The sequence below is a fragment of the Mariniphaga sediminis genome (genome assembly GCF_003573545.1).
In the GTDB taxonomy this organism is placed as follows: domain Bacteria; phylum Bacteroidota; class Bacteroidia; order Bacteroidales; family Prolixibacteraceae; genus Mariniphaga; species Mariniphaga sediminis.
In genome coordinates, this window is record NZ_QWET01000004.1 from 35,315 (window position 1) to 60,526 (window position 25,212).

General features: G+C 43.5%; 20 protein-coding genes and 1 other RNA gene. 8 read left to right on the plus strand and 13 right to left on the minus strand.

Annotation, left to right across the window (positions count from 1 at the left end; genetic code table 11):
- Position 1: 1 nt before the first annotated feature.
- The 7 genes from iolC to D1164_RS06205 all read right to left on the minus strand — a co-directional run bounded on the left by iolC (position 2) and on the right by D1164_RS06205 (position 6,701).
- Complete coding sequence (gene iolC / locus D1164_RS06175) at positions 2-1,021, minus strand: 5-dehydro-2-deoxygluconokinase (RefSeq protein ID WP_119349090.1); 1,020 nt, start codon at positions 1,019-1,021, stop codon at positions 2-4.
- Positions 1,022-1,028: 7 nt separating this feature from the next.
- The gene (gene iolB, locus D1164_RS06180) at positions 1,029-1,910 is read right to left on the minus strand and encodes a 5-deoxy-glucuronate isomerase (protein WP_119349091.1); all 882 of its coding nucleotides are present in this window, start codon (positions 1,908-1,910) and stop codon (positions 1,029-1,031) included.
- A 6-nt stretch (positions 1,911-1,916) separates the two neighbouring features.
- The gene (locus D1164_RS06185) at positions 1,917-2,855 is read right to left on the minus strand and encodes a class II fructose-bisphosphate aldolase (protein ID WP_119349092.1); all 939 of its coding nucleotides are present in this window, start codon (positions 2,853-2,855) and stop codon (positions 1,917-1,919) included.
- Between the two features lie 270 nt (positions 2,856-3,125).
- Positions 3,126-4,145 carry a LacI family DNA-binding transcriptional regulator gene (locus D1164_RS06190; protein WP_119349093.1) on the minus strand — a complete coding sequence of 340 codons (1,020 nt, stop codon included), beginning with the start codon at positions 4,143-4,145 and terminating at the stop codon, positions 3,126-3,128.
- A 91-nt stretch (positions 4,146-4,236) separates the two neighbouring features.
- Complete coding sequence (locus D1164_RS06195; protein ID WP_119349358.1) at positions 4,237-4,878, minus strand: HAD family hydrolase; 642 nt, start codon at positions 4,876-4,878, stop codon at positions 4,237-4,239.
- A gap of 280 nt (positions 4,879-5,158) precedes the next feature.
- Positions 5,159-5,572, minus strand: an RNA gene (rnpB, locus tag D1164_RS06200) — RNase P RNA component class A.
- Positions 5,573-5,660: 88 nt separating this feature from the next.
- Positions 5,661-6,701, minus strand: coding sequence for a Smr/MutS family protein (locus tag D1164_RS06205; RefSeq protein WP_119349094.1), 1,041 nt, complete (start codon positions 6,699-6,701; stop codon positions 5,661-5,663).
- A gap of 84 nt (positions 6,702-6,785) precedes the next feature.
- Here D1164_RS06205 and D1164_RS06210 point away from each other — a divergent pair, with 84 nt between their 5' ends.
- Positions 6,786-7,997, plus strand: coding sequence for an S-adenosylmethionine:tRNA ribosyltransferase-isomerase (locus D1164_RS06210; protein WP_206610939.1), 1,212 nt, complete (start codon positions 6,786-6,788; stop codon positions 7,995-7,997).
- 71 nt (positions 7,998-8,068) lie between these two features.
- Here D1164_RS06210 and D1164_RS06215 read toward each other — a convergent pair whose 3' ends face one another.
- Entirely contained in the window at positions 8,069-9,928 is a 1,860-nt protein-coding gene (locus D1164_RS06215) for an ATP-binding protein (RefSeq protein WP_119349096.1), read from the minus strand.
- Between the two features lie 175 nt (positions 9,929-10,103).
- Here D1164_RS06215 and D1164_RS06220 point away from each other — a divergent pair, with 175 nt between their 5' ends.
- Complete coding sequence (locus D1164_RS06220) at positions 10,104-11,558, plus strand: aminoacyl-histidine dipeptidase (RefSeq protein ID WP_119349359.1); 1,455 nt, start codon at positions 10,104-10,106, stop codon at positions 11,556-11,558.
- Between the two features lie 112 nt (positions 11,559-11,670).
- Complete coding sequence (locus tag D1164_RS06225) at positions 11,671-13,719, plus strand: alpha/beta hydrolase family protein (protein WP_119349097.1); 2,049 nt, start codon at positions 11,671-11,673, stop codon at positions 13,717-13,719.
- Positions 13,720-13,751: 32 nt separating this feature from the next.
- Here D1164_RS06225 and D1164_RS06230 read toward each other — a convergent pair whose 3' ends face one another.
- Both D1164_RS06230 and D1164_RS06235 read right to left on the minus strand, forming a co-directional pair.
- On the minus strand, positions 13,752-14,504 hold the full coding sequence (locus tag D1164_RS06230; RefSeq protein ID WP_119349098.1) for a patatin-like phospholipase family protein: 753 nt from the start codon (positions 14,502-14,504) through the stop codon (positions 13,752-13,754).
- The gene (locus tag D1164_RS06235) at positions 14,491-15,984 is read right to left on the minus strand and encodes an aminotransferase class V-fold PLP-dependent enzyme (protein ID WP_119349099.1); all 1,494 of its coding nucleotides are present in this window, start codon (positions 15,982-15,984) and stop codon (positions 14,491-14,493) included. The genes D1164_RS06230 and D1164_RS06235 overlap by 14 nt, the downstream gene beginning before the upstream one ends.
- A gap of 220 nt (positions 15,985-16,204) precedes the next feature.
- Here D1164_RS06235 and htpG point away from each other — a divergent pair, with 220 nt between their 5' ends.
- From htpG to D1164_RS23745, 4 genes are all read left to right on the plus strand, one after another.
- Positions 16,205-18,259, plus strand: coding sequence for a molecular chaperone HtpG (htpG, locus tag D1164_RS06245; protein WP_119349101.1), 2,055 nt, complete (start codon positions 16,205-16,207; stop codon positions 18,257-18,259).
- Between the two features lie 107 nt (positions 18,260-18,366).
- A complete protein-coding gene (locus D1164_RS06250; protein ID WP_119349102.1) occupies positions 18,367-19,044 on the plus strand; it encodes a YggS family pyridoxal phosphate-dependent enzyme in 678 nt (225 codons plus the stop codon).
- Between the two features lie 104 nt (positions 19,045-19,148).
- Positions 19,149-20,141: a dihydroorotate dehydrogenase-like protein gene (locus tag D1164_RS06255; RefSeq protein WP_119349103.1), complete on the plus strand. Its 993-nt coding sequence runs from the start codon at positions 19,149-19,151 to the stop codon at positions 20,139-20,141.
- A 55-nt stretch (positions 20,142-20,196) separates the two neighbouring features.
- Complete coding sequence (locus tag D1164_RS23745; protein WP_172594359.1) at positions 20,197-20,352, plus strand: hypothetical protein; 156 nt, start codon at positions 20,197-20,199, stop codon at positions 20,350-20,352.
- 166 nt (positions 20,353-20,518) lie between these two features.
- On the opposite strand, the gene D1164_RS06260 is transcribed toward D1164_RS23745, so the two are convergent.
- Both D1164_RS06260 and D1164_RS06265 read right to left on the minus strand, forming a co-directional pair.
- Positions 20,519-21,499 (minus strand): type IX secretion system membrane protein PorP/SprF, encoded by a 981-nt coding sequence (locus D1164_RS06260; RefSeq protein ID WP_172594360.1) that lies wholly within the window; start codon positions 21,497-21,499, stop codon positions 20,519-20,521.
- 24 nt (positions 21,500-21,523) lie between these two features.
- The gene (locus D1164_RS06265) at positions 21,524-22,030 is read right to left on the minus strand and encodes a HEAT repeat domain-containing protein (protein ID WP_119349105.1); all 507 of its coding nucleotides are present in this window, start codon (positions 22,028-22,030) and stop codon (positions 21,524-21,526) included.
- A gap of 100 nt (positions 22,031-22,130) precedes the next feature.
- On the opposite strand from D1164_RS06265, the gene D1164_RS06270 reads away from it, so the two are divergent.
- Positions 22,131-23,489, plus strand: coding sequence for an MATE family efflux transporter (locus D1164_RS06270; protein WP_119349106.1), 1,359 nt, complete (start codon positions 22,131-22,133; stop codon positions 23,487-23,489).
- A 22-nt stretch (positions 23,490-23,511) separates the two neighbouring features.
- Here D1164_RS06270 and D1164_RS06275 read toward each other — a convergent pair whose 3' ends face one another.
- Positions 23,512-25,059 carry an AbgT family transporter gene (locus D1164_RS06275; protein WP_172594361.1) on the minus strand — a complete coding sequence of 516 codons (1,548 nt, stop codon included), beginning with the start codon at positions 25,057-25,059 and terminating at the stop codon, positions 23,512-23,514.
- Between the last annotated feature and the right edge of the window lie 153 nt (positions 25,060-25,212).

The following is a 25,212-nucleotide window of genomic DNA, read 5'->3' on the forward strand; positions in this document are numbered from 1 at the left end:
TTCAAAACCCTCCTCTCGATTCAATAAATGCTAAAATTTCTTTTTCATAAGGCGTAAAATTGGCACAGCCCAACTGGGTAACGACATGCGCTCCGCAGGCATTTCCCATCCGGCAGCATTTGTACCAGTCCCAGCCTTTCAGATAGCCATAAATAAAGCCGGCGGCAAATGCATCACCCGCTCCCAGAATATTGACCACCTCAACAGGAAAGCCGGGAACTTTTTGTACTGTTCCATCGGGCAGGTAAACTACGGCGCCACGCGATCCGGTTTTTACAATCAACGCATCTACGCCCAGCTGTAAAATTCCGCGGATAGCTTCGTCAATATCTCCTTTTATCTCCGGAGCTGAAATCTGCTGGTGGCTGATAACCAATTGTGATTTATCGGCAAGGAATGCCGCCAAAATCTCTTCTTCTGTTCCCAAAACAATGTTTACGTTGCGCATAAAAGCTCTTGTTGTTATTCCAAATGCGCGGATATCGTACCATTGGTCGGCGCGGAAATCGAGATCGAGCATCACCGGAATTTCATTTTTACGGGCAATCTCAGCCGCCAGAAATGCGGCACTCCGCGTCGGTTCAATGTTTAAAGCCGTTCCCGAAACTTCGAGCAGCCTCGACTTCTCTATTCCTGCATTCAACACATGATCGATATTGATTTGCGAATCGGCGCAGTTATCGCGGTAGTAAACCAGCGGGAACCGGTCGGGGGGCTCAATTCCCAGTAGCACCGCCGACGTGCGGGCCCCCTCAATAACGGGGACATTTTCAGTAATTACCTTTTCCTCTTCCAAAAAATGAATGAGAAAATCTCCCACCTTGTCTTTACCCACACCACTAAGCAGGGAAGCTTTTAATCCCAGCCTGCTGCAACCCACGGCAATATTTAAAGGCGAACCGCCCACAAATGCATGAAATCCCGGAATCTCTTCGAACCGGCTTCCAACCTTTTGTGAATAAAGGTCGATGGATGACCTGCCGTAAGTGATTACATCGTATTTTTTTTCCTGGTCTGTCATATTGATTTTATTTATTGTTCATGTCAGCAGTTACCATCGGTATTCTGGGGTCTTTTCCTTTCCACGAATTGTAAATCCATTTATGGTCCGGGTCGTCGGTATTTGAAAGGGACTGATCGCTTCCAGTCAGGAAATTGAGATAATACACATTGTAACCATGCCCGGCCACCACGGGATGGTAACCTCTCGGAACCAGCACCACGTCGTTATTCCGGGCCACGGCAATTTCATCCAGACTCCGGTCATCATTATAAATTTGCTGAATTGCAAATCCCTGAGGTTTGTCTATTTTGTAAAAATAGGTTTCTTCAAGGCAGGCTTCCGATACATTTCCTTCGGCATCTACTTTGCGTTCGTCGTGTTTATGTGCCGGAAAAGAACTCCAGTTTCCGGAAGGTGTATAAACCTCGACAGACACTAACCGGTGGCAATCAAAACCAGGCTGCAGCAGGCTGTTAATCTGGCGCGTGGCATTATCGCCGCCGCGGATTTCAATCGCTGCTTCCTCCGGGCGTTTAAAACAGGCCGGATGATCCTCATCTGTTTTGCACCAGCCGTAGGCAATATCCAGCGTTTCACTTTCAGCCGTTAACTCAAACCGGGTATTTCTCGGAAGGTACAATGAATGGGCAATTCCACTGAAAACATCTTTTCGTCCGTTCCCTGTTACCCATTCTCCCTTATCAGATTTTACGGAGAAATTGCCGCCCAGTAAAATAATAGCATACTCATTCCCCAGGGTATCTGCCGACCATTTTTCCCCTTGTTTCATTAAGCGGGCCTGAAAGTTCAGGAATTGCCAGCCCGCTTCTTCTTTCAAAATACTCTGATAAATCCCGAACCCAGAGGTTGGCTTTGCCAGAAGCGGGTATTTTTTGTCTTGTTTCATATTTAATTATTTTAGTTCGACAGCTTTTCCTGTTGCTTTCAGTAGTTCGAATTTTTCCAGGATAAATTTCTCATACTCCTTCATAAATGATTTTCCCGGAACAATGGGATCGAAAAGCGCGGGAGAAAGTTTGAAAAATTCCCGGTGTACGCGGGTCCAGATAAGGCGGGCATCGGTGGCAATATTTATTTTGCATACACCGTACTGAATGGCTCTCACCAACTCTTCGTCTGAAACCCCCCGGGCATCGGTACCAAGCTGGCCCCCGGAAGCGTTAATTCGCTGGATCTCCTCAAAATTTACGGCAGAACCGCCATGCAGGACAAGCGGAAAAAAAGGCAGCCTGTTTTGAATTTCTTCAAGGATGTCAAACTGCAAACCCAGCCCTCCCGAAAACTTGTAGGCTCCATGACTGGTACCCACGGCTACTGCGAGACTGTCGCAGCCTGTTTGATTGACAAACTCCTCCACTTCTGCCGGACGCGTATATTTTTTGCTCTTTTCATCCACAGTAATATCATCTTCTACGCCGCTCAAAACGCCCAGCTCGGCCTCAACAGTAATATTTTTGGCATGTGCCTTCTTTACCACTTCCTTTGTAATGGAGACATTCTCTCCAAAAGATTCGTGAGAAGCATCAATCATAACCGATGTATAGCCGCCGGATTCAATGCAATCAAAAACATGTTCCCTGTTCCCATGATCAAGATGGATGGCAAAAACCGTATCGGGATATATTTTTGCCGCAGCCGAAATCATTGCAAGCAACATTTCAGGATGGGCATAATTCCTGGCTACCGGAGTTGTTTGTACAATAAAAGGCGCATTTGCTTTTTGAGCTGCCCTGAACAAACCATGGATTTGTTCCATGCTCCAAACATTAACTGCCGCAATTCCGTACCTTCGGTAACATTTCCTAAATATTTCTTTTGTTGAAACCAGCATATACTGAAAAACAATAGATTACACACTAATTAAAACCGAAATTTAAACCTTAATTCATATTGAATCCAAATAAATAGGAGGAAATGTTTATGCAAACCTTTGCATAAAAACACCTGTTTGTCTTTTTATCAAAAAAAGCAGAGCCACACAATAACAAACTGGAATACAACAATATAAATATCGAAAAAGGAATTCGTATCAGAAAAAGGGATAACAGTACAAAACCTGGTTCAGGTTCGGAGTATATGGAAACCGAAAAGTATTGTCTGATTATTTTGACGAACCTCTGACAATAAGTTCAGGATACAACTCTTCCACTCTGATGTCAGAAAGGTCGTTATTGGAGTTTATTCGTTTCATCAGGATCCGGGCCGATAACATGCCCAACTCATAGGTTGGCTGCCAAACGGTTGACAGAGAAGGACTAAAGTAGCAGGAATGAGGATCATCGTCAAAACCTACCACCGATATTTCATCGGGAATAACAAGGCCGGCCTTCTTAATAACATACATCGCCCCAATGGCCACTCCATCGTTAATGGCAAATACGGCATCGGGTGGGCTTGGCAGTGCAAGCAACTTTTGGGTAGGTTTAATACCATGCTCCGGGGTAAACCCCGAACTTTCTACAATATATTCTTCTTTCACCGGAACATGGTGAAGTGCCAGGGCATCTTTATACGCTTTCAGCCGGTGCCTTGCCGTGGAGAGACTTAACGGCCCGGCAATATGGGCAATGCGCCGGCATCCGGTTTTAACCAGGTATTCTACTGCCTGAAACGCACCACTGTACTCATCCACAAATACCTTATCCACTTCCAGCCCCTCGCAATCACGGTCAAAAATTACCAGCGGGATATTGTTGTCGGTTAAAATTTTCAGGTGATCAAAATTTTTTGTTTCAGACGAAGGTGAAATTAAAAATCCATCAACCCGGATGGACGCAAAAGACCGGAGAATTGACTTTTCTTCTTCCATTGATTCATTCGACTGGCTAATCATCATATTCACCCCCAGTGGACTAAGCAGATCCTGAATGCCGTTGATAACAGAAGAAAAAAAGGAACTGGTGATTTCCGGAACAATGATCCCGATAGTGTTGGTGCGCTTTCTCAGCAGATTTAGCGCCAAAAGATTCGGTTGATAATTCAGTGTCTTGGCCAGTTCAATAACCGCATCACGTGTTTTTTTACTGATGGCCGGGTGGTTATTCAACGCCCTCGAAACTGTTGAAGGGGAAATATTTAATTCCCGGGCAATATCAGTAATGGTAGTGCGCGCTTTTTTCATGTATCAATTTTGGAAAATATCCAACAATGTAATGAAACATCTCATCATTCTCTTTTGATCACTCATTCCGAAACATCGAATATTAAAAATCTCACTGCAATTCGAGCAGCCCGGCCAGTTCGTCCATACTAAAGAACACAACTGCTCCAAGCTTTTCAAACTCTTCTTTATTGCGTTCGTTTGCAAAACCAAACACATCAAAACCTCCTGCCCTGGCTGCCTTTACGCCAGCCAGACTGTCTTCAATTACCGCACACTCATTGGGTTTAAACCCCATCTCTTCGGCAGCGTATAAAAAGATATCCGGATTCGGTTTCCAAACCCCAATATCGTAACAACTAAAAATTCGGTTTTCAAATTTATGAAGAAGATTGGTAACTTCTAAGCTCAATTCCAGCTTTTTGCGCGGCCCACTCGAAGCCACACAACACGGAACCGTTATTTTATCCAAGAGTGCAGCCACACCTTCAACCGGTTTTAAATCCGTCTTAAATAACTCAAAAGTTCGTTTTCGGAATTCCTGTTCAAAATCAGCCGGTAATTTTTCTCCTGCTTCCCTCTCCACATAATCCATGGTGCTTTGCAGGGAGACACCCGAAAAATTCTTCATGGCATAATCCATATCGATATCAACCCCAACAGATTTTGCCATTTCCACCATCACTTTGTTTGAAATGATTTCACTGTCTATCAAAACACCGTCGTTATCAAAAATCAGACACTTGTACCTCATACAAACATTTCTTTGAAAATTCAACTCATTTACCATTATAGTGCAAGGATAGCAATTAATGGAAAACGAAAACATTCCAGTACCCTGTTTTTTTGAATTCCCAATATCCTGTTCTTTCCGGTTTCGTTCAACCCAGAGTGCGCCGCGACAGTTAAACTCCCCAGTCAACCTTTATCTAAAAAAATAGGGAACAGAACTGTTCACATTGAAAAATAGGTTCCTAAGTACCAGCAAACGGATACGATAAAACCAGAAGTTTAGAAAAAAGGTTATAAAAATAAAAAATGGCAGGCCTGTAAGCCGGATTCTGTATCCTAATTTGCATCAGGACCTTTATCATTTATCTGGCCCCGGCATCACTGCCGGGATCATTGCAGCCTACCCCTCCTGACATCCGGTGTGCATCCGGAAACGAAGCGGGCAACCTCGCTGCGCTGCAACAGCCGCGCAATCAGAATATATTTGGCTTTGCAACCCGTGAGGTGTACGGCTGACTGTGTTGCCACGGCCACCGGTAGGCTTTTACCCCACCTTTTCACCCGTTCCCCGTCCCAATCGCAATCGGGAGAGGTGGTTATTTTCTGTTACACTACTATCCCCTTTCAAAGATCTTCCCGTTAGGAAGCACGGCGCCCTGCGTTGCCCGGACTTTCCTCTCCCAACCTAAACCGGGAGCGATAAAGCGGCCTGCCGGTGCAAAAGTAATACTTTTTAGCTTCAAGTTTAATGCCTTGCGCCTAAAGAATCCGATTACAGCAAAAATCGGAACACCATCCTTTGAGCTACTTTTTTCTCAGCATCACCATCGTTGCCCCGTAACCGTATTCCTTGAACGAGGCATCCTGAAAAGAATATTTTGGAAATTTGATTTTGAGTAGTTTGGCAACCTCCTGTTTCAGCACTCCCTGTCCTACGCCATGAATAAAAACAATACGTTTGGCCCGCGACCGGATACCTGCATGCATTTCGGTTTCCACTTTGTCCATTTGAATACCAAGAATCTCCTTGTTACTTAGCCCGGCGGTGTTGTCAATCAGTTCATGAATATGCAAATCCACTTCTATAATTTCAGAATTTTGCTGTTTGGGAGGTTCCTTCTTCTGTACCTTTTCCAACTTAGACTTCGTAACTTTCCGGAAATCATCCTCGGTTAATTTATCAATTTCAGTATTTAAAATATTTTCAGCTATTTGATAAACCAGGGCATTTTTTGAAAAAAATGAGTTGGACTGAAAACTCTTCTCCTTATAAAACTTCACCGGATTTATCTTGAATTTTTTGGAGACAGCTGGATTCCACTCCTTTTCTTCACCGGAAAAATACAGCAATTGGAAACAATATTCCGGTAAATCAGACAGGTCGCCCGGCCCGATAGTTTCCAGATTTTCTTTCGAGTTGGGAGGCACTGTTCCCGACAAAATTGTTTCGTACCGGTTTTCCCTGAAATGGGCATAGCGGAACAGCAGTGTAAAGTTGCTGTCGTTCACCAGGTAAAAATCGATATCACCACCTAATGGGTTCTTTGAGTCGAAAGGAACGCAGCAAAAATAAAAATGGGGAGAATCTTTCCCGGCCAAAATTTTTCCTTCGGATTCTTCTTCCTGAACAACGGGAGAAATGACTTCCTCTGCAGGTGAGGGCGCTACCTCCCGGTCTCCTTTATTAAGTGCAGGATCGTCAACATTTATCAATTGCGAAATGAGACAGGGAACTTCAAAACCATCCTGATTCTCCACCTTCACCATATTTTTTCCGATGAAAGCAGTTACCGTTCCTCCGCCAACATCGTTTAAAAACTTCACTTTGTCGCCTATTTTTATCATCTTTTCTGACTTTCCCGCAAAAGTACTATTTTTTTATGCATTCAATTTTTGGGTTAATTTTGTGCCGAATAAAAAAGAAAAATTTTGTCAGATTATAAAAAAATAAAAATCAGCGACTTCAGTTATTCGCTGCCCGATAACCGGATTGCCAGGTATCCGCTGAAAGAGCGTGACGGTTCTAACCTCCTGGTTTGGCAAAACGGTCATATAGAAAAGGACATTTTCAAAAACATCACTGAATATATTCCGAAAGATTCGATGCTGGTCTTCAATAATACCCGCGTAATACATGCCCGCCTGTTTTTTTGGAAAGAGACGGGTGCCAAAATTGAAATTTTTTGTCTGGAACCGGTACACCCTTCGGACTATCAGGTTGCTTTTCAGCAAACAGAAAGAGCAGTTTGGAAGTGCATGGTGGGCAATGCAAAAAAATGGAAAGAAACGGAACTATCAGCAGACATTGAAATCGGAGGAAAAACGGTAAAGCTGAAGGCCAGGAAGGCAGGAGAGCAAAACAATACACTCCTGATTGAATTTACCTGGAATGGAAGGTTTTCATTTGCTGAAATCATCGAAAAAGCGGGTACTTTGCCGCTTCCACCCTACTTAAAAAGAGAAACGGAGCCGGCCGATGAGGTTACTTACCAAACAGTGTATGCCCGGAATGACGGCTCAGTGGCAGCGCCCACAGCCGGGCTACATTTTACGGAGCAGGTTTTAAATCAATTGGCGGCAAAGAATATTCAACCGCGCGAAATTACGCTTCACGTGGGAGCCGGAACGTTTCAACCAGTAAAATCGGAGAACATCGGAATGCATTCCATGCATCACGAAAAAGTGGTTGTTCCCAAATCTTTTATAGAAGAACTTTTTTCGAACCAGCAAAAAATAATTGCTGTGGGGACGACTTCAGTACGTTCGCTCGAAAGTTTGTACTGGCTGGGATTGAAATTGGGTGAAAATCAGATTGACACAGAAAGTCTGGAAATCGAACAATGGGAACCTTACGAAAAAAAGGAGACGGTGAGTCTTCAGCAGGCGCTTGAGAATATTCTGAAATACCTTGAAAAACAAAAACAGGAAAACCTGTCGTTCTCCACTCAAATCATTATTGTTCCGGGGTACCAGTTTAAACTTGTTGGAGGGATGATTACCAATTTCCATCAACCACAAAGCACACTACTACTGCTTATCAGTGCCTTTTTGGGCAGCAAATGGAAGGATGTTTACCAGTTCGCATTGGAAAACGGGTTCCGGTTTTTAAGTTACGGCGACAGTAATCTCTATTTAAAATAATCCGGGAGACCTGATTCATTTAAAATACTAATATACCAACCAGAACAGACAGCATACTTGCAAAATCAGGCTCATAGGTTTTCTTCTATCTTTTCGATGAGTAATTTGCGATCAATGGGTTTGGTAATATAATCGTCGAACACCGCTTTAAGCTGCTCCACATCACCGGGTAATGCATAAGCCGTTTGACCAATTACCGGTAGCTTTGGTTTTATTTTCCGAATTTCTTCCAGGGCTTCAAAACCATTCATTTCCGGCATTTTTATATCCATAAGTACCAGGGAAATATCAGGATTTTTCTTGCAGTACTCAACGGCTTCTTTTCCATTAACAGCACGGATTAATTTGTAGTTTCCTTTTGAAAGTACCTTAGAAATGAAAAACCAGTTTATATCTTCATCTTCAGCGACCAAAATAAGCTTACTGTCTTTTGACTTTTCTAAATCAGCAGACAAACTTTTTCCCTGGGGTGTTACTTGTTCGCTGGATTCAACAAAAGGCAGCGTGACTGTAAAAGTTGATCCCTTCCCGATTTCGGAATCAACCTCAATCGTTCCGCCCATAAGTTCAACGTATGCTTTTGTAATGGAAAGACCGAGGCCTGAGCCGGATGCCCTTTTTGACAAGTCCGTTTCTATCTGCCGAAACCGTTCAAATATTAACTGATGATTATCCGGGGAAATACCAACACCGGAGTCTTTTACAAAAAAGGATATTTTATCCGCCTTTTCCATTTGATAACCAAAACTAATCTGCCCCTGAGGAGTAGATTTTATTGCATTGTTCAACAGGTTTATCAGGATTTGACGGAGTTTCACCTCATCGGTAATCATCTTGCCTTTAGGGGGGGGTTCCGGCATTTCAAGACTAAACTTTACCTCCTTCTCTTTAGTGGGGGAAACGGCATAAGTTTGATACAAATGCGTTAAAAAATCCTGCAGGTCTATTTCCGATTCCTTCAGTTCGATTTGACCGACATCGATATGCGAAATTTCAACAATATCGTTTATGATGGAAAGAAGGTAAAACCCGCTTTCCCTTACTATGTCAATGAATTCTTCCCGCTCTTCTGTTGTTAGTTCATCCTGGGTAAGCAGCTCGGTAAACCCCATAATTGCATTCATCGGGGTACGAATTTCATGCGACAGGTTGGCCAAAAACGCCGATTTCAGATGGTCACTCTCTTCGGCCTTTTCCTTCGCTTGCTGTAATTCAATATTTTGCTCCTGAAATTCATGGTTTAGCCGGGAATACTTTTCTACCTGCTCCTGTAACTCTTTCTGCTTTTTAATTAAATCCGTGCTCAGTTTTCGCTCGCTTTCATAAAGTTTCTCTTTCTCCCACAAGTTTTGAAAATTCCGCTTTTGTCCGGCCAGCAACAAACCGAGTAGCATCGTTCCGGGAGTATAAATAAAAAAAACAGGCAGTACAATCGTTTTCAAGGTAGGCATTATCCTTTCGGAAGGTAAAAATACCGTTGTTGCCAACATCATAATATGCACAACCAGCCCAAGCGCTAAAAATTCTATCGCCATATATTTAGGCTGCTTGTTCTTTCTGAGTTCTGCCCATAATAACCCGATTGTACCCGAAACCAAGATAACAGCCATCCCCATCCACATTCCTTCACCGTCCATAAAAAACCGCGCAACCATAGTAAAAACCATCGCTATAACTGTAGGGATTACTCCAAAAAACACACCTGAAACAGAAAGCATTACCGAACGGGTATCGAAAACCAGGCCAGGCATTAATGTCCAGGGAGTAAACATTAGTACGATTCCAATTCCACCAAGTATTATCCCTGTAAACAATTTTGCCGGCAAACTTCTGGGTTTCTCATTTTTCAGCCAGAAATTTTCGTAAAGCATGGCAAAGGCCATCAACACTGCAATATTCTGGATAAGGCCGATTATTATTGGTTCATTCATTTCTTAAGACTTAAAGGTAGGAGAACACAGGTCAAAAAGTTGAATCCAAGATACATTTTTTTCTGTTTTTATACAATTCTGATTCATTTCCTGAAACGGGCTAACTTTTTATAAAAGCCTTTTCATTCAATTGTTTTTGCCATCTTTACAGGCAACAATAAATGTAGAGAAGAAAATGAGCACATTGGAGCAGTTAAAACCACAGCCTCTTTTCAATTATTTTGAAGCTATTTGCCAGGTTCCGAGGCCCTCAAAGAAGGAAGAAAAAATCAGAAAGTTTTTGCTTGATTTTGCGGCGGAGCATAAATTGCAGGCAAAAACCGACAAGGCAGGCAACGTCCTGATTTCGAAGCCTGCCACTCCGGGGAGAGAGGATGCTCCCACGGTTATTCTGCAAACCCACATGGACATGGTGTGCGAAAAAAACAGTGATAAGGTATTTGATTTTGATCACGATCCCATTCAGCCTGTAATTGCAGACGAATGGGTGAAAGCTGATGGCACCACATTAGGGGCTGACTGTGGGATTGGCATTGCCGCGCAAATGGCAGTGCTTACTTCCGATGAGCTCAAACACGGCCCCATTGAATGCCTGATTACGGTTGACGAAGAAACCGGGCTTGGCGGAGCTTTTGCGCTCCAGCCTGAATTTATGTCGGGTTCGGTTTTGCTGAACCTTGATTCGGAAGACGAAGGAGAAATTTTCATCGGATGTGCCGGAGGAATAGACACGTTGGTTACCTTTCCTCTCTCAATGGAAGAAATACCCCAGGGTTCTGCCTCCCTGAAACTTTCAGTATCCGGACTACTGGGCGGGCACTCAGGGGACGACATCCATAAAAACCGGGGAAATGCGATCAAAATTATGACCCGTTTCCTGTGGAAAGCTTCGCATGACTTTTCTGCAAGAATAGCCATGCTAGACGGTGGAAACCTGCGCAATGCTATTGCACGCGAGGCCTTTGCCATTGTTGTTTTCCCGGAGAATCAAAGAGAAAATCTGCTGAATGCTTTTGAAAAGTTTACCTCTCAGGTCAAATTTGAATTTGAAAGAAACGAGCCCAACCTGAAGCTTGGTATTGATGAAGCAGTACTGCCCAAAATGGTTATTATGTCTGAATTACAGGAGAACCTGCTACATGCGCTGTATGCCTGTCCGCACGGTGTACTTGAGATGAGCGCCCGGATGGAAGGCATGGTGGAAACCTCCACAAACCTGGCATCGGTAAAGGTGGTAGAAGAAGAGGGCATTCTGATAACCACCAGCCAACGCAGCGAATTGGAAAGCCGGAAATATTATGCTGCCGAAATGGTGCGTTCGGTGTTTGAGTTGGCAGGCGCCAATGTGATCCACTCCGATGGCTATCCAGGCTGGACACCCAACCCTGACTCAAAAATTCTGGATACCACCGTGGCGTCCTACAAAAAATTATTCGGGAATGAACCTGTTGTGCGTTCCATCCATGCCGGCCTGGAGTGTGGCCTTTTTCTTGAAAAATACCCGCGTCTCGACATGGTTTCCTTCGGCCCCACCATCAAAGGAGCCCATTCGCCGGATGAACGGTTAGATATAAAATCTACTGAAAAATTCTGGAAACATTTGACAGATATTCTGGAAACGGTTGAATAATCCTGAATAGCTCTTTTCAAAGATAATACAGTGAAAAATAAAAACGACCAGAAGAATGGCTCTCAAAAATTTTTGAAATACGAAAAACAAATCAATTAAAAACAATATTACTATGAACAGGCATTTATTTCTTATTGCTATCCCCCTTTTGCTGTTTGTGCAATCGACTAATGCCCAAGCCCCCGCCACCTCGGTTTTTTATACCACCAATGGCGCTGAAAAGCAGTGGATCACTTACAAGGACAATCACCGTGCCCTCTACCGGATTATTACCGACGAAGCATTTAAGTTACTGGAGGAACGGTCGGAAGGGATTTCGCGGTTAAAAACAGAAGCTGACTGGAACAACCACCGGCAAAAGGTAAAAGCAGCGTTGTGTAACTCTTTGGCAAAGTTTGAGAAAACGCCTTTAAATGCAAAAACCACCGGCACATTAGAACGTGAAACATTTACCGTTGAAAAGATACTCTTTGAGTCGCACCCCGGATTTTATGTAACAGCCGGACTCTTCCTTCCCAAAGAAAGACAAAAACCGGCTCCGGCGGTAATTTATGCCTGTGGCCATTCCGACCTGGGATTTCGGGTCGAAGTCTACCAACATGTGATTCAAAACCTTGTAAAAAAGGGTTTTGTCGTTTTGGCTTTCGACCCTATCGGACAAGGCGAACGATTGCAGTACCCTGATCCGGAAACCGGAAAGTCTAAAATCGGGGGACCAACAGGCGAACATTCCTATGCCGGAATACAAACCTTGCTGACAGGCACTTCGTTAACGGATTATTTTATTTGGGACGGAGTCCGCCTGCTTGACTACCTGGAAACCCGCCCCGAAGTAGATATGAAACGTATCGGGATAACCGGAAGATCTGGCGGAGGAACCCAAACAGCCCAGATTGCCGCCAGTGACGAGCGTATTTTTGCGGCTGCTCCCGAATGTTACATCACCAATTTTACAAGATTGTTGCAATCCATCGGTCCGCAGGATGCAGAGCAAAATCCGTTTAACGCGATTGCCAATGGATTTGACCACCCGGACTACCTGCATATTCATGCGCCAAAACCGAGCCTGATAATTACCACAACCCACGATTTTTTCAGCATCCAGGGAGCACGTGAAACGTTTGCCGAAGTGCAGCGTTCGTATGCTGCCTGCGGACAACCCGGAAACATCCAAATGACGGAAGACTTCGGGGTTCATGAATCGACCAAAAACAACAGGGAAACACTTTACGCATTTTTCCAAAAACACCTTGACTTACCCGGCGATCCAACTGACGTTGAAACTACACCATTCCCGGCGGAAGATCTTTGGGTTTCCCCCACCGGACAAATTGGTACTTCGTACGACTGCAAAACGGTGTTTGACCTGAATCAAAAATATTTTCCGGGGAAAGAGGTTCCTGAAAACGGCTTACCTAAAAAAGTGGCCCAAACGGCCGGAATCACTTTTGACAGAAATCTGACTGCTGCTGTTTATACAGGAAAGTTTTCAGCAGATGGCATGGAAGTGAAAAAATATTTTCTGGAAAACAACCGGAAAGATTTTGCACTCCCGGTGTATGTGATACAAAAAGAAAAATCCACTACGGGGAATGTGGTTGCCTGGTTTTATCCGGAAGGGAAAGAAAAACTTTTGAACGAACCGCTTCTGCAGGAAATACTGAATGCAGGACACACCGTTGTTTGTGCTGATTTACCCGGAACCGGCGAACTCCACGATCCGTCATTTTCCGGCGATGGAGTCATCAAGGGAGTTCCTTTCAATTACACATTCGGCGCTCATCTTGTGGGGAAAAGTATTCCCGGAATTCAGGCTGAGGCCATCGGTTTGCTGAATCAATTTATTCAGAACGAAGAACAATTTCAGCAGGTTAAAAAATGTGCAATGGTACAGGGAGCATCGGCATCCGCTTTTTTGCATTTTGCGGTACTGAACAGTTCTTTCGGGAAAGCAGCTTTTATTGATTTTCCGGGAGCTGCCTTCAACCTTGTAACCAATGAATTTTACAATCCGGCAGAAGCCTTTGATGTTGTTCCCGGTAGTTTGTTGTATTACGATTTACCCGATCTCACAGAATATCTTTCCGCATCGGGAATTAAAATCTATTTCCATAAAGAAACAGATAAAATCCAAAAAGTCACGGAATTTATGGCAAACTGACAATGCTTTAAAGTTGCTGCAGTGATCGTAAGTCACTGCGGTAGCTCCAAGTTTTTTAACGAATTGTAGCCCAGCTCGTACAACTCTTCGGCATGACTCATGCTAAGAATATCGTAGGTATCAATATCTTCCGGTTCCACATAAACCGCAGCATATTTCTTCACCTCATTCAGGTTGGCATTTACACTCATATAAAAAGTACGGATTGCAATCTGAATCAGGTTCTTAAACTTTTCGCGAGGATTAATCGGGCTGATGTTTACAGCCACAATCTGTTCGCACTTGTTTTTCACAGGCTTCACCGGAATATTATCGAGCAGTCCGCCGTCTACATATAGTTGCCCGTCTATTTCCACCGGCGAAAACAGTATAGGGATGGAAGACGAGGCAAGCACCGTCTTACCAAGCGGGCCACTGCTTTTATATTCCACCGCTCCTTTATTCAGGTTCGAAACGGCAACAAAAAAAGGGAGGGGTAAATCTTCAATATTTTTATATGAAATTTCTTTTTGAATGACCTCCTCCAACCCATTCAGTTTAAGCAGGCCATCTACCGGAAGGTGAAGGTTGGTATATTTAAACAACCACCCTTTGTTAAAAATTTTTATGATCTCTTCGGGAGATTTTCCGGCAGCTACAAAAGCCCCCACCAATGCGCCAACACTAGTTCCTGCAATCACATCAGGCTGAATGCCTTTTTCATAAAGTGCCGCAATTACCCCCAGATGGGCAAATCCGCGTGTTCCACCTCCACTCAGAACCAAACCGGTTTTATACTTTTTCATGTACTCCTGTTTCTTTCAAAGAAAACCACTTTTGCATCAATTCTTCATTATCCGGGCCATTTTTGTGCCGGAAAATATTTTTGCGGTTATCGTAAATGTAGTCTGCCTGATATTTCCTGCTATTCTTTACAATATCCTTCAGCGCAAAAATCATTAAATCCACTTCCGCATCCAGCATGGTAGGATGCAACGACCAACGCACCCATCCTGGCTTTTCCGACAAGTCACCATGACTAATTTTTTCGCTGATTTCCTGCGACTTCTCGTGGGTCACCTCCAGTAAAAAATGCCCGTATGTACCGGCACAGGCACATCCTCCACGGGTTTGAATCCCATACCTGTCATTTAAAATCTGCACTACCTGGTTGTAATGAATTCCTTCGATATAAAACGAAATGACCCCCAAACGATCGCGTACATTATCAGCCAGAATTTTTAAGCCCGGAATTTCATCCAGCCCTGCAAATGCCAGCTTCAGCAGTTCTTTCTCGCGCTCCGTCATTTTTTCTACCTCCATTTCATCTTTCAGCTGAAATGCCAGGGCAGCCTTAACCGATTGCAGAAAACCCGGGGTACCGCCATCTTCACGGGCTTCAATATCGTCCACATATTTGTACTTTCCCCAGGGATTGGTCCAGTCAACCGTACCTCCACCCGGATTGTCAGGCGCCTGGTTTTTATACATAGATGCATCGAAAACCAATACTCCCGGAGAGCCGGGGCCTCCCAAAAACTTATGCGGTGAAAACATCACGGCATCCAGCTTTTCCAGTGGATTTTCAGGATGCATATCTACCTTTTCGTAGGGCGCAGAAGCGGCAAAGTCGATAAAACAAACTCCGCCGTATTCGTGCATAATACGGGCCAGTTCTTTGTAGGGAGTCCGCACCCCGGTAACATTGGAGCATGCGGTAAAAGAGCCTATTTTAAACGATCGTTCCTTGTATTTTTCCAAAGCCTTACGCAGGTTTTCAGGATCAACCAGCAGCCCATTTCCCGGTTCCACAATCACCACTTCGGCACTGGTTTCGTACCAGGAAGTCTGGTTGGAATGGTGCTCCATGTGGGTAATAAAAACCACCGGGCGTTCACGCTCTTCGAGGCACCTGGAATGGTTCAGTTTCCCGCAGTATTTCAATCCCAGGATACGCTGAAATTTATTAATCACCGCCGTCATTCCAAACCCGGCCGTTATAATAATATCCCCGGAGCCGGCATTTACATGTCTTTTAATAATCTCATGTGAGCGGTGATAAGCCTGTGTCATCAGCAGGCCGGTTTCACTGGTTTCAGTATGTGTATTTCCCACAAAGGGGCCGAAACCGTTCGTAATTTTTTCTTCAATGGGCCGGTACAAACGACCACTGGCAATCCAGTCGGCATAAACAACTTTCTGCCTTCCATAGGCCGATTCAAATTCCTGATCGATCCCTACAATATTTTTTCTGAATCTGTTAAAATACTTTTCCAGATTACTCATAAAAGGCCATTCAAAAATATTTACGTGCAAAATAAGCCACTTTCAGAATAGCATAATATGACGAACCACAGCAAATTACGCCTTCCTTTAAAAAAAAGCAAACCAAAATTGGCTGCAAAATGTAACATTTTTTGTGACAAATCGGCAGAATACATGACTGGCACAAGGTTTGATTTTTGGGTGCAAACATCAAAAAAATAATAATTAAAACATAAAAAATATGCAAACAGGAAAAATTGGCGTAACCAGTGAAAATCTGTTCCCCATTATTAAAAAGTTTCTTTATTCCGATCACGACATTTTCCTCCGTGAGATTATTTCGAATGCAGTAGATGCCACACAAAAACTAAAAACCCTGGCATCGAAAGGAGAGTATAATGGCGATATTACTGACCTGAAGGTGCAGGTTAAACTTGACAAAGAAGCTAAAACCATCACGGTTTCCGACAACGGAATCGGGATGACAGCCGAAGAGATTGAAAAGTACATCAACCAGATAGCTTTTTCGGGCGCCAATGAGTTTCTGGAAAAATATAAAAATGATGCCAACGCGATTATTGGTCATTTCGGACTTGGTTTTTACAGTTCGTTCATGGTTTCCGAAAAGGTGGAAATCGTTACCAAATCGCACAAGGAAGATGCAAAGGCCGTAAAATGGAGTTGCGACGGAACACCCGAATACCATATTGAAGAAATTGAAAAAGAAAAGGTAGGCACCGACATTGTGATGCACATCAACAATGATTCGGAAGAGTTTCTGGATGAAAGCAGAACAGCTGAAATTCTTGAAAAATACTGCAAGTTTTTACCGGTTCCTGTTCTTTTTGGAAAGAAAAAAGAGTGGAAGGATGGCAATCAGGTGGACACCGACGAAGACAACCAGGTGAACGACACAGACCCCACCTGGACAAAAATGCCGGCCGACCTGAAAGAGGAAGACTACAAAAGTTTTTATCGCCGCCTCTATCCCATGGCCGACGAACCGCTGTTTAATATTCATCTGAATGTGGATTACCCCTTCAACCTTACCGGTATTCTTTACTTCCCGAAAATCAAGAACAATTTTGAAGTACAGAAGAACAAAATTCAGTTGTATTGCAACCAGGTATTTGTAACCGATTCGGTAGAAGGAATTGTCCCTGAATTTCTGACGTTGTTGCACGGCGTTATCGATTCTCCGGATATCCCGCTGAACGTGTCACGCTCTTACCTGCAAAGCGATTCTAACGTAAAGAAAATCAGCAGCCATATTTCGAAAAAAGTAGCCGACCGGCTGGCGGAAATTTTCAAGGATACACGAGATGAATTCGAAAAGAAATGGGACGACCTGAAAATCTTTATCGAATACGGAATGCTCTCAGATGAGAAATTTTATGACCGTGCCATGAAGTTTTTCCTCTTCAAAAATGCCGAAGACAAATATTTCACTTTTGAAGAATATGAAAAACTGATTAAAGACAGCCAGACAGATAAAGATAAAAACCTGATTCACCTTTATACCACCCATAAGGAAGAACAGTACACCTTTGTGGAAGAAGCGCGCAGCAAAGGATACGATGTGCTGGTGCTTGACGATGTGCTGGCACCCCACCTCATTAGCCGTTTTGAACAAAAACACTCCGACAAACAATTTGTACGGGTGGATTCTGATGTGGTTGAAAACCTGATAAAAAAAGAGGACTCAACCAAAGAAGAACTTTCCTGGGAGCAGAAACAGGAGCTTTCGCCAATATTCCAGGCTGTTTGTCCGCAAAATAACACCCACACATTTATTGTAGACTTTCAGGATATGGGGGAACAGGCCAGCCCGATGGTAATTACCCGCAGTGAATTTATGCGCCGAATGAAAGACATGAGCGCTGCTCAGGGTGGCATGAACTTTTACGGCGACATGCCCGATAACCTGAACCTGGTTGTAAACACCGCCCACCCACTGGTAAAAAAAGTAGTGGAAGCGAAAGACAAAAAGTTGGGCAAAACACTGGAAAAACTGGTGGCTGATATTAATACACAAAAAGCAGAAATAGGCGAGCTTGAAAAAGCCAAAGAGGGCAAAAAAGAGGAGGAAGTGCCACAGGCCGACAAGGAAAAAATGGATAGTCTGAATAACGAACTGGCAAAACTGGAAGAGGCCAAACGTGAAAAACTGACTGATTTCGGCAAGAAGAACAAGCTAGCCAAGCAATTGGTAGATTTGGCATTGCTGGCAAACGGCATGCTTAAAGGAGCCGATTTGGATAAATTCGTAAAACGAAGTGTCGAACTAATAAAATAAGATGGCGGTAAAAGTTTCCCCTGCTCGCAGGGGAAACCTGAATTAGGTGACCCTAATCCTCTTTAAATACCACCATTATTTATACTTTTGACACAAAACTGCTTAAAATGGATATTGGGGAAAATATTTCCGAAATAAAAAAAACGTTGCCTGCCGGGGTGAAACTGGTGGCGGTTTCAAAAACCAAACCGATTGAGGTAATCCAGGATGCATATCAAACAGGACATAAAATTTTCGGGGAAAACAAAGCACAGGAACTGACCCAAAAACATGAAGTGCTTCCCAAAGATATTGAATGGCACTTTATTGGTCATTTGCAATCCAACAAAACAAAATACATCGCTCCGTTTGTGAATATGATTCACGGCATTGATTCATTTAAAATCCTGAAAGCAGTGAATAAGGAAGCCCGGAAAAACAACCGTGTCATTCCCTGCCTGCTGCAGTTCCATATTGCGCAGGAATCCACCAAATTCGGATTTTCAGAAGAGGAGGCCCGGGAAATGCTGGAATCGGAAACTTTCGCCACCATGAAAAATATCACCATTGCCGGAGTGATGGGGATGGCTACTTTCACTGACGATGAACAGCAGGTACGGAATGAATTCAAATCTCTGAAATCGATTTTTGAAAAACTAAAAAACAATTACTTCCCCAACGAACCGCAATTTAAAGAGATCTCAATGGGAATGTCTGACGATTATTCCGTTGCAGTAGAAGAAGGTAGCACCATTGTACGCATTGGCAGTATCATTTTTGGTGCAAGACAAATAAAGACGACATAAAATCCAGGCAGGTTAATAAAAAATTCAAGGTAACTTTAGAATGCAGTCGTCTGGAAAAAAACCGGTAACTTTAAACACTCAACGTTTAACTTTAAACTGAAAGTATGGCAAGTTTAGAAACCACATATCTGGGATTAAATCTGAAAAATCCGCTGGTAGCAGCAAGTTCGGGACTCACCGGTTCGGTGGAAAAAATCAAAAAGCTGGAACAGGCCGGTATTGGCGCAGTCGTGCTGAAGTCGGTATTTGAAGAACAGATTAACAATGAAATAACCAGCATCCTGCTTCAGGATTCACAAAACACCGGCTATCCCGAAGCCGAGGATTACATCCGGAATTACCTGCGCGACAACACGGTAACCAACCATATCAAATTAATTGAGGAGGTAAAAAAAGCAGTGGATATTCCGGTTATTGCCAGTGTAAACTGCGTTTCTGCCAGTGAGTGGACTACCTTTGCCAAAGATTTTCAGGAAGCCGGCGCCGACGCGCTTGAGCTAAACATCTTTTACGTTCCGGTAGACAGAAAAGAAAAACCAGGTGTTATTGAACAGCTCTATCTTGACGTTCTTGAAAAAGTAAAAAAAGAAATTTCTATCCCGGTCTCAGTTAAAATAGGCTTGTACCACAGCAACATTGTAGGGATGGTTGATAAGCTGAAAGCTTACGGCGCCAAAGGAGTTGTCATGTTTAACCGTTTTTATGAGCCTGACATCGACCTGAATAAGCTCGAACTTACTTCCTCTGAAATTTTCAGCTCGCCGGTTGAAATTCGACATACCCTGCGTTGGGTAGGCCTTGTTTCTTCCGAAGTTTCGGATATTGACATTGCCGCTTCCACCGGGATACACAATGGCGAAGCCGTAGTAAAACAACTGCTGGCAGGGGCAAAAGCTACCCAGTTATGTTCTACGCTGTATGTAAACGGCAACAGCGTGGTTCCTGAAATGCTTTCCGAAATAGAATCGTTTATGAAGAAGTGGAATTTTAAACGAATTGAAGATTTCCGCGGCAGACTTTCATACAAAAAAATCCCCAATCCGATGGTATATGAGCGTTCCCAGTTTATGAAATATTTTTCTGGTAAAGGGAAGTAAAAACAAAGGGAAAAATCCAAACATAACACCCCTTCTTTTCGTAAGAAGAGGTGTTATGAATACAACACTGAGATATAGAAACGAATATGAAAACTATGCGCCCTTCCAGGTGTACTACCACAAAAGTGTTAAGTACCGCCTGTCTCATGAACGATTTGTGGTTCCCTGGCAAATGGAAGAAAGCAAAAAAGAAAAGTCAAAATCGAAATAGCCTGTATTCCGGTGGGAATAGTTTTCAGAATGAAAGGTTTCATTCGCAAGTCTAAGATTTCGGGATAAAAATTTATCGCGGAAATACTTCTATTGACTTTACCTCAAAATAAAACTCTTAAAACGTTTGCTCAATAATGGTATGGAAACAACATTCCACTATAAAATCAGTGCAACTTTTTTGGAGAGGCCCAGGGAGATTTTTTATTAAAATCGATATAGGGGACGATAAGACCGAGACTTACTTCCCCCCAAAAAGCCATCTTTTGGAACGGAATGGAATAAGCACTGCCTGCTGCAATGTTGATACGAAAATGGTCAAATCTCCATCCCCACATTCCTGCCATTCCGTGAACATTGTCTGAATAATTATTTTGAACAAACAGTCCGAACACACGGTCTGTATGTTCGGCTTGAAATCCTGCCCTTGAAAGGAAAAGACCTTCAGAATAAAGAATGATCAGTTCCGGGGCAATTTTGTAAGGTTTCGAAGTCAGCCCATTTCGTTTGCCTCTCATTTTAGGAGCTAAGTGAAACAACAGGTGAAGCGGGGTTTCTTCCGGCAGTTCTTCTTCGAATGCCAGTTTCTGTCTCAACGTATAGGATGCTGAAATACCTGTCTCCAGATCGGGTGAACTCCACAAAATGCCCAGACGTGGACGAAAAAGGTTGTACCTCAGAAATTCTTCGCCCGGAGGACTGGGCGGCTCAATCTCTTTATCAAGCATCCCATCTACAAAATGTACAAACCATTGTTTGGCTGCCGTGTACACATTCAAATTTACAGAGGGAATAAATTGCCCTTCGCCAAACGATTTAACGGGTTTAGAAAAAGAAAACCCTGCTCCGATGGTATTGGTATTTACATCGCCGGCCAGCCCCTGATAAAAATAGAAAGCAGTACCTGCTTTCAATTTATCCGACCACTTGTCATATGTCAGCGAAAAAACATGATTTAACCTATTTTCCGGTAGCCGGGAAAGCTGCAGCCCGCTCCACACACTGGTATTTTTATCAAAGCCAGCGTATGATGGGTTTAAAAGAAGTTTATTTGAAAAAGGAAGGAATTCATGCCCCGTTTGTGCTTCACCAAAATGGCAAATCAAAAAGAAGACAACCAACCAGCCTATTTGTAATCGTTTTTTCAAAATTGAATCCCGTTCTCTGTCAATTTAACGGATTAGGACAAGTATTTCGTGTAAAAAATACCTCTTTTGCTCCCCGGCATCTTTTAATGCTTTATGGATTTCATCCACTACCGGGTCCAAAACCTCCCGGCCGGGAAAAGTTTCCATGTTTTCGATTACAGTAAATGCCTCGAAGCCCGTCTCCCAGTCCTCCTGAATAACAAGATCCACAAACACCGGAAAGAATTCCTTGTAATCCAATCCGTTTTGCCAGCAGGCAGTTGTCAGTTTTTTGCGGATAGAGTCATATCCGGGCGCCTGAAGCGCTTCCACCATAACAGGCGCGGCCTCTTTTATCTTCAGGTTACTAAGAATGTAAATAATCTCCTTTTCAATCTCCGTTTCCGGATTTGAATTCAGTAAATCGAAAAGAATAGGAAGATAACTGACATTTCCCTCTTCCTTTAAACTATTCAGGGCAGAAACCACAGTAGCTGTATCGGCTGAAAACAGCTTTGCCTTGATGTTTTTATCCGGTTTGTTGCTTTGCATAAAAAATTAATTTTGACAAGACAAAATTAATGATTTTTCCCGGCCGGGCAGAATACCCCAAAACGACAAATTTGGCTTATAATAGTTACCTTTGCAACACATGGGAAATATTGAAGAACTAAAGGATTCCAATATTGCGCGGTTGATGTTAAAGTACTTTGTCCCGGCATTTGTAGGTGTATTTGTAAATGCGCTCTATAACATTGTAGATCGTATTTTTATCGGGCAGGGAGTTAGCGCAGAAGCACTATCCGGCATTTCCGTTATTTTCCCGGTAATGTTGATTATGATGGGATTTGGGATGCTTATCGGGATAGGCACCGGGGTTTATGTGTCCCTCAACCTGGGGGAAAAAAATATGGAGCGTGCCGAACAAACACTGGGTACCGGCTTCGCCCTGATGTTGCTCGTTTCAGTCATTATTATGGTTGTAACATATCTCCTGAAAGTACCCATTCTGCGTTCATTTGGTTCTACGGAAGAAACTTTTCAGTATGCCAACGATTACCTCAATATTATTCTTGCAGGCACTGCTTTTATGGTTGTAGGTTTTTCCCTGAACAATGTAATCCGTTCCGAAGGTAATGCCCGCATTGCAATGATGTCGATGATCCTGAGCGCCGGAACCAACATCGTACTCGATCCTATTTTTATTTTTTGGCTCGACATGGGGGTTAAGGGAGCCGCATACGCAACTGTTATTTCCATGTTCGTACTGATGGTATGGGTGCTGATACACTTTTATGGAAATCGTTCAGTTATTAAACTCAGAAATAAAAACATACGAATAAACAAAGGAATTCTATTTGAGATTATTGCCATTGGTATGGCGCCATTTTCCATGCAGATTGCCAACAGCGTTGTGCAGGGGTTACTGAATAAAAAGCTGATTGAGTATGGCGGAGATCTGGCGGTAGGAGCCATGGGAATTGTCAATTCCGTTGTTTCATTGGTTGTTATGGCCATTGTGGCCATTAACATGGCATCACAGCCCATTATCGGGTTTAATTACGGAGCCAAATCAATCCCCCGCGTAAAGGAAGCATTGCGCCTCTCCCTGATTGCCGCAACCATAATTGCGATAGCAGCATTCACTTTTATAGAAGCCATCCCGGGAGTTATTGTGCGCCTCTTCAATACCGACAGCATAGAACTATACAACATTACAACCTATGGGTTGCGTCTGGTCATTCTGGCATTACCGATTGTTGGGTTCCAAATAGTGGCCGGAAACTTTTTTCAGGCCGTTGGGAAGGCCAAAATCGCCATGTTCGCCACGCTGTTCCGGCAAGTGATCGGACTTATTCCTTTGCTTTTTATTTTGCCGGAATTCTGGGGAATTTCCGGAATCTGGCTGGCCTATCCGCTTGCCGATACCATGTCGGCCCTGGCCGTTGCATTTTTGTTAGTCAGAGAATGGCGCAGGCTGACGGAGCTAAATGTAATTAAAACGAATTGATTCGTTGAAAACCTGCAACCACCTAACCAATATACAATGGTCCGTCCGGCCCCAGTGGTACTCCAAGCAGCATCCAAACAACCAAAAGGGCAATCCATGCTATTCCCAAAATAATGGTATAGGGAAGCATGGTTGAAATGATGGTTCCAATGCCGTAGCGCCTGTCATACTTCTCAGCAAATGTTACAATCAGGGCAAAATAGCTCATCATCGGGGTAATCAGGTTCGTAAGCGAATCTCCAATGCGAAAAGCCGCCTGCGTAAGTCCCGGATGATAAGGCGGATCGATTAGCATAAGCATCGGAACAAAAACCGGTGCCATGATAGCCCATTTTGCCGAAGCACTTCCCATAAACATATTGATAAAAGCCGAAAGAATAACAAACCCTACAATCAGCGGAATACCGGTCAGTCCGATACTTTGCAGCGTATTGGCTCCTTTTATGGCAAAAATAATTCCCAGGTTGCTGTAATTGAAGAAATAAACAAACTGGGCGGCAAAAAACACCAACACAATATACCCACCCATCGTACTCATGGATTTACCGATATGGCGAACAAGGTCTTTGTCGTTGCGAATAGTACCCACTGTAATTCCGTAAGCAAGGGCAGGGAAAAAGAACATCAGCAGAATACCGATGATAATTCCCCTAAAAAATGGCGAATGTAACACCGAGCCACTTTCCGGGTCACGGAATAAACCATTCTCAGGAATGACTGTAATGGCTAAAATGGCCAGGGTTACCAACAGAGCCCAGCCTGCATTGCGCAATCCCTTTTTTTCTTTCAGCGTCATTTGTTCAATGGGCATTCTTTCAGCCGTTCCTTTGTATGCCCCCAACCGGGGTTCCACAATTTTTTCGGTAACCCAGGTACCTGCAAGGAGTACCACAAAACTGGAAGCGATCATAAAATAATAGTTCACCGCAGGGTTCACCACGATGTCGGGAATAATCATCTGTGCTGCCGATTCTGAAATCCCGGAAAGAATAGGATCGACGGAGCCAATGAAAAAGTTGGCGCCAAACCCACCGCTCACTCCGGTAAAGGCAGCCGCAAGCCCTGCCATGGGATGCCTTCCCAAAGCATGAAAAATCATAGCTCCCAATGGAATAAGAATTACATATCCGGCCTCCACAGCCAACCCCGAAACTACCCCCGCCAATACAATGGCGGCGGTAATTAAACGTTTCGGCGCTCCCAATACCAGTGCCCTTATCATGGTAGAAAATAAACCGGAACCTTCCGCTGCGCCAATACCCACCATTACTACCAGCACATAACCAAGCGGTGGAAATTTCAAAAAGTTGTGCAGAATGTTTTCATACATCCAGCGAACACCTTCGCCGCTCAACAAACTTTTGGCATAAATCATTTCGCCGTCAACCGGGTGCTGAGCGGAGGTGCCGGTCAGGTAGCCAATCCATGAAATAAGAACTACCATCAACGCAAGCCCGGCAAAAAGCGTAACCGGATGAGGAAGTTTATTTCCAATAATTTCTACATAATCGAGCATCCTTAGAAAGAAAGGCCGCTTTGCACTATTTTTTTGATCCGGAATATTTTTCATTTCAAATCAGGTATTACTTCTAACAGTTAACATGTTCACTTTTTTACCACCCGGGACATCCCGTCTTTTCATTACTCTTCAGAATACAATAAATACAGCCTTTGATCCCGAAAAATCAGGCTAAAAAAATGTCCCGAAAAACGGGACAAAGCA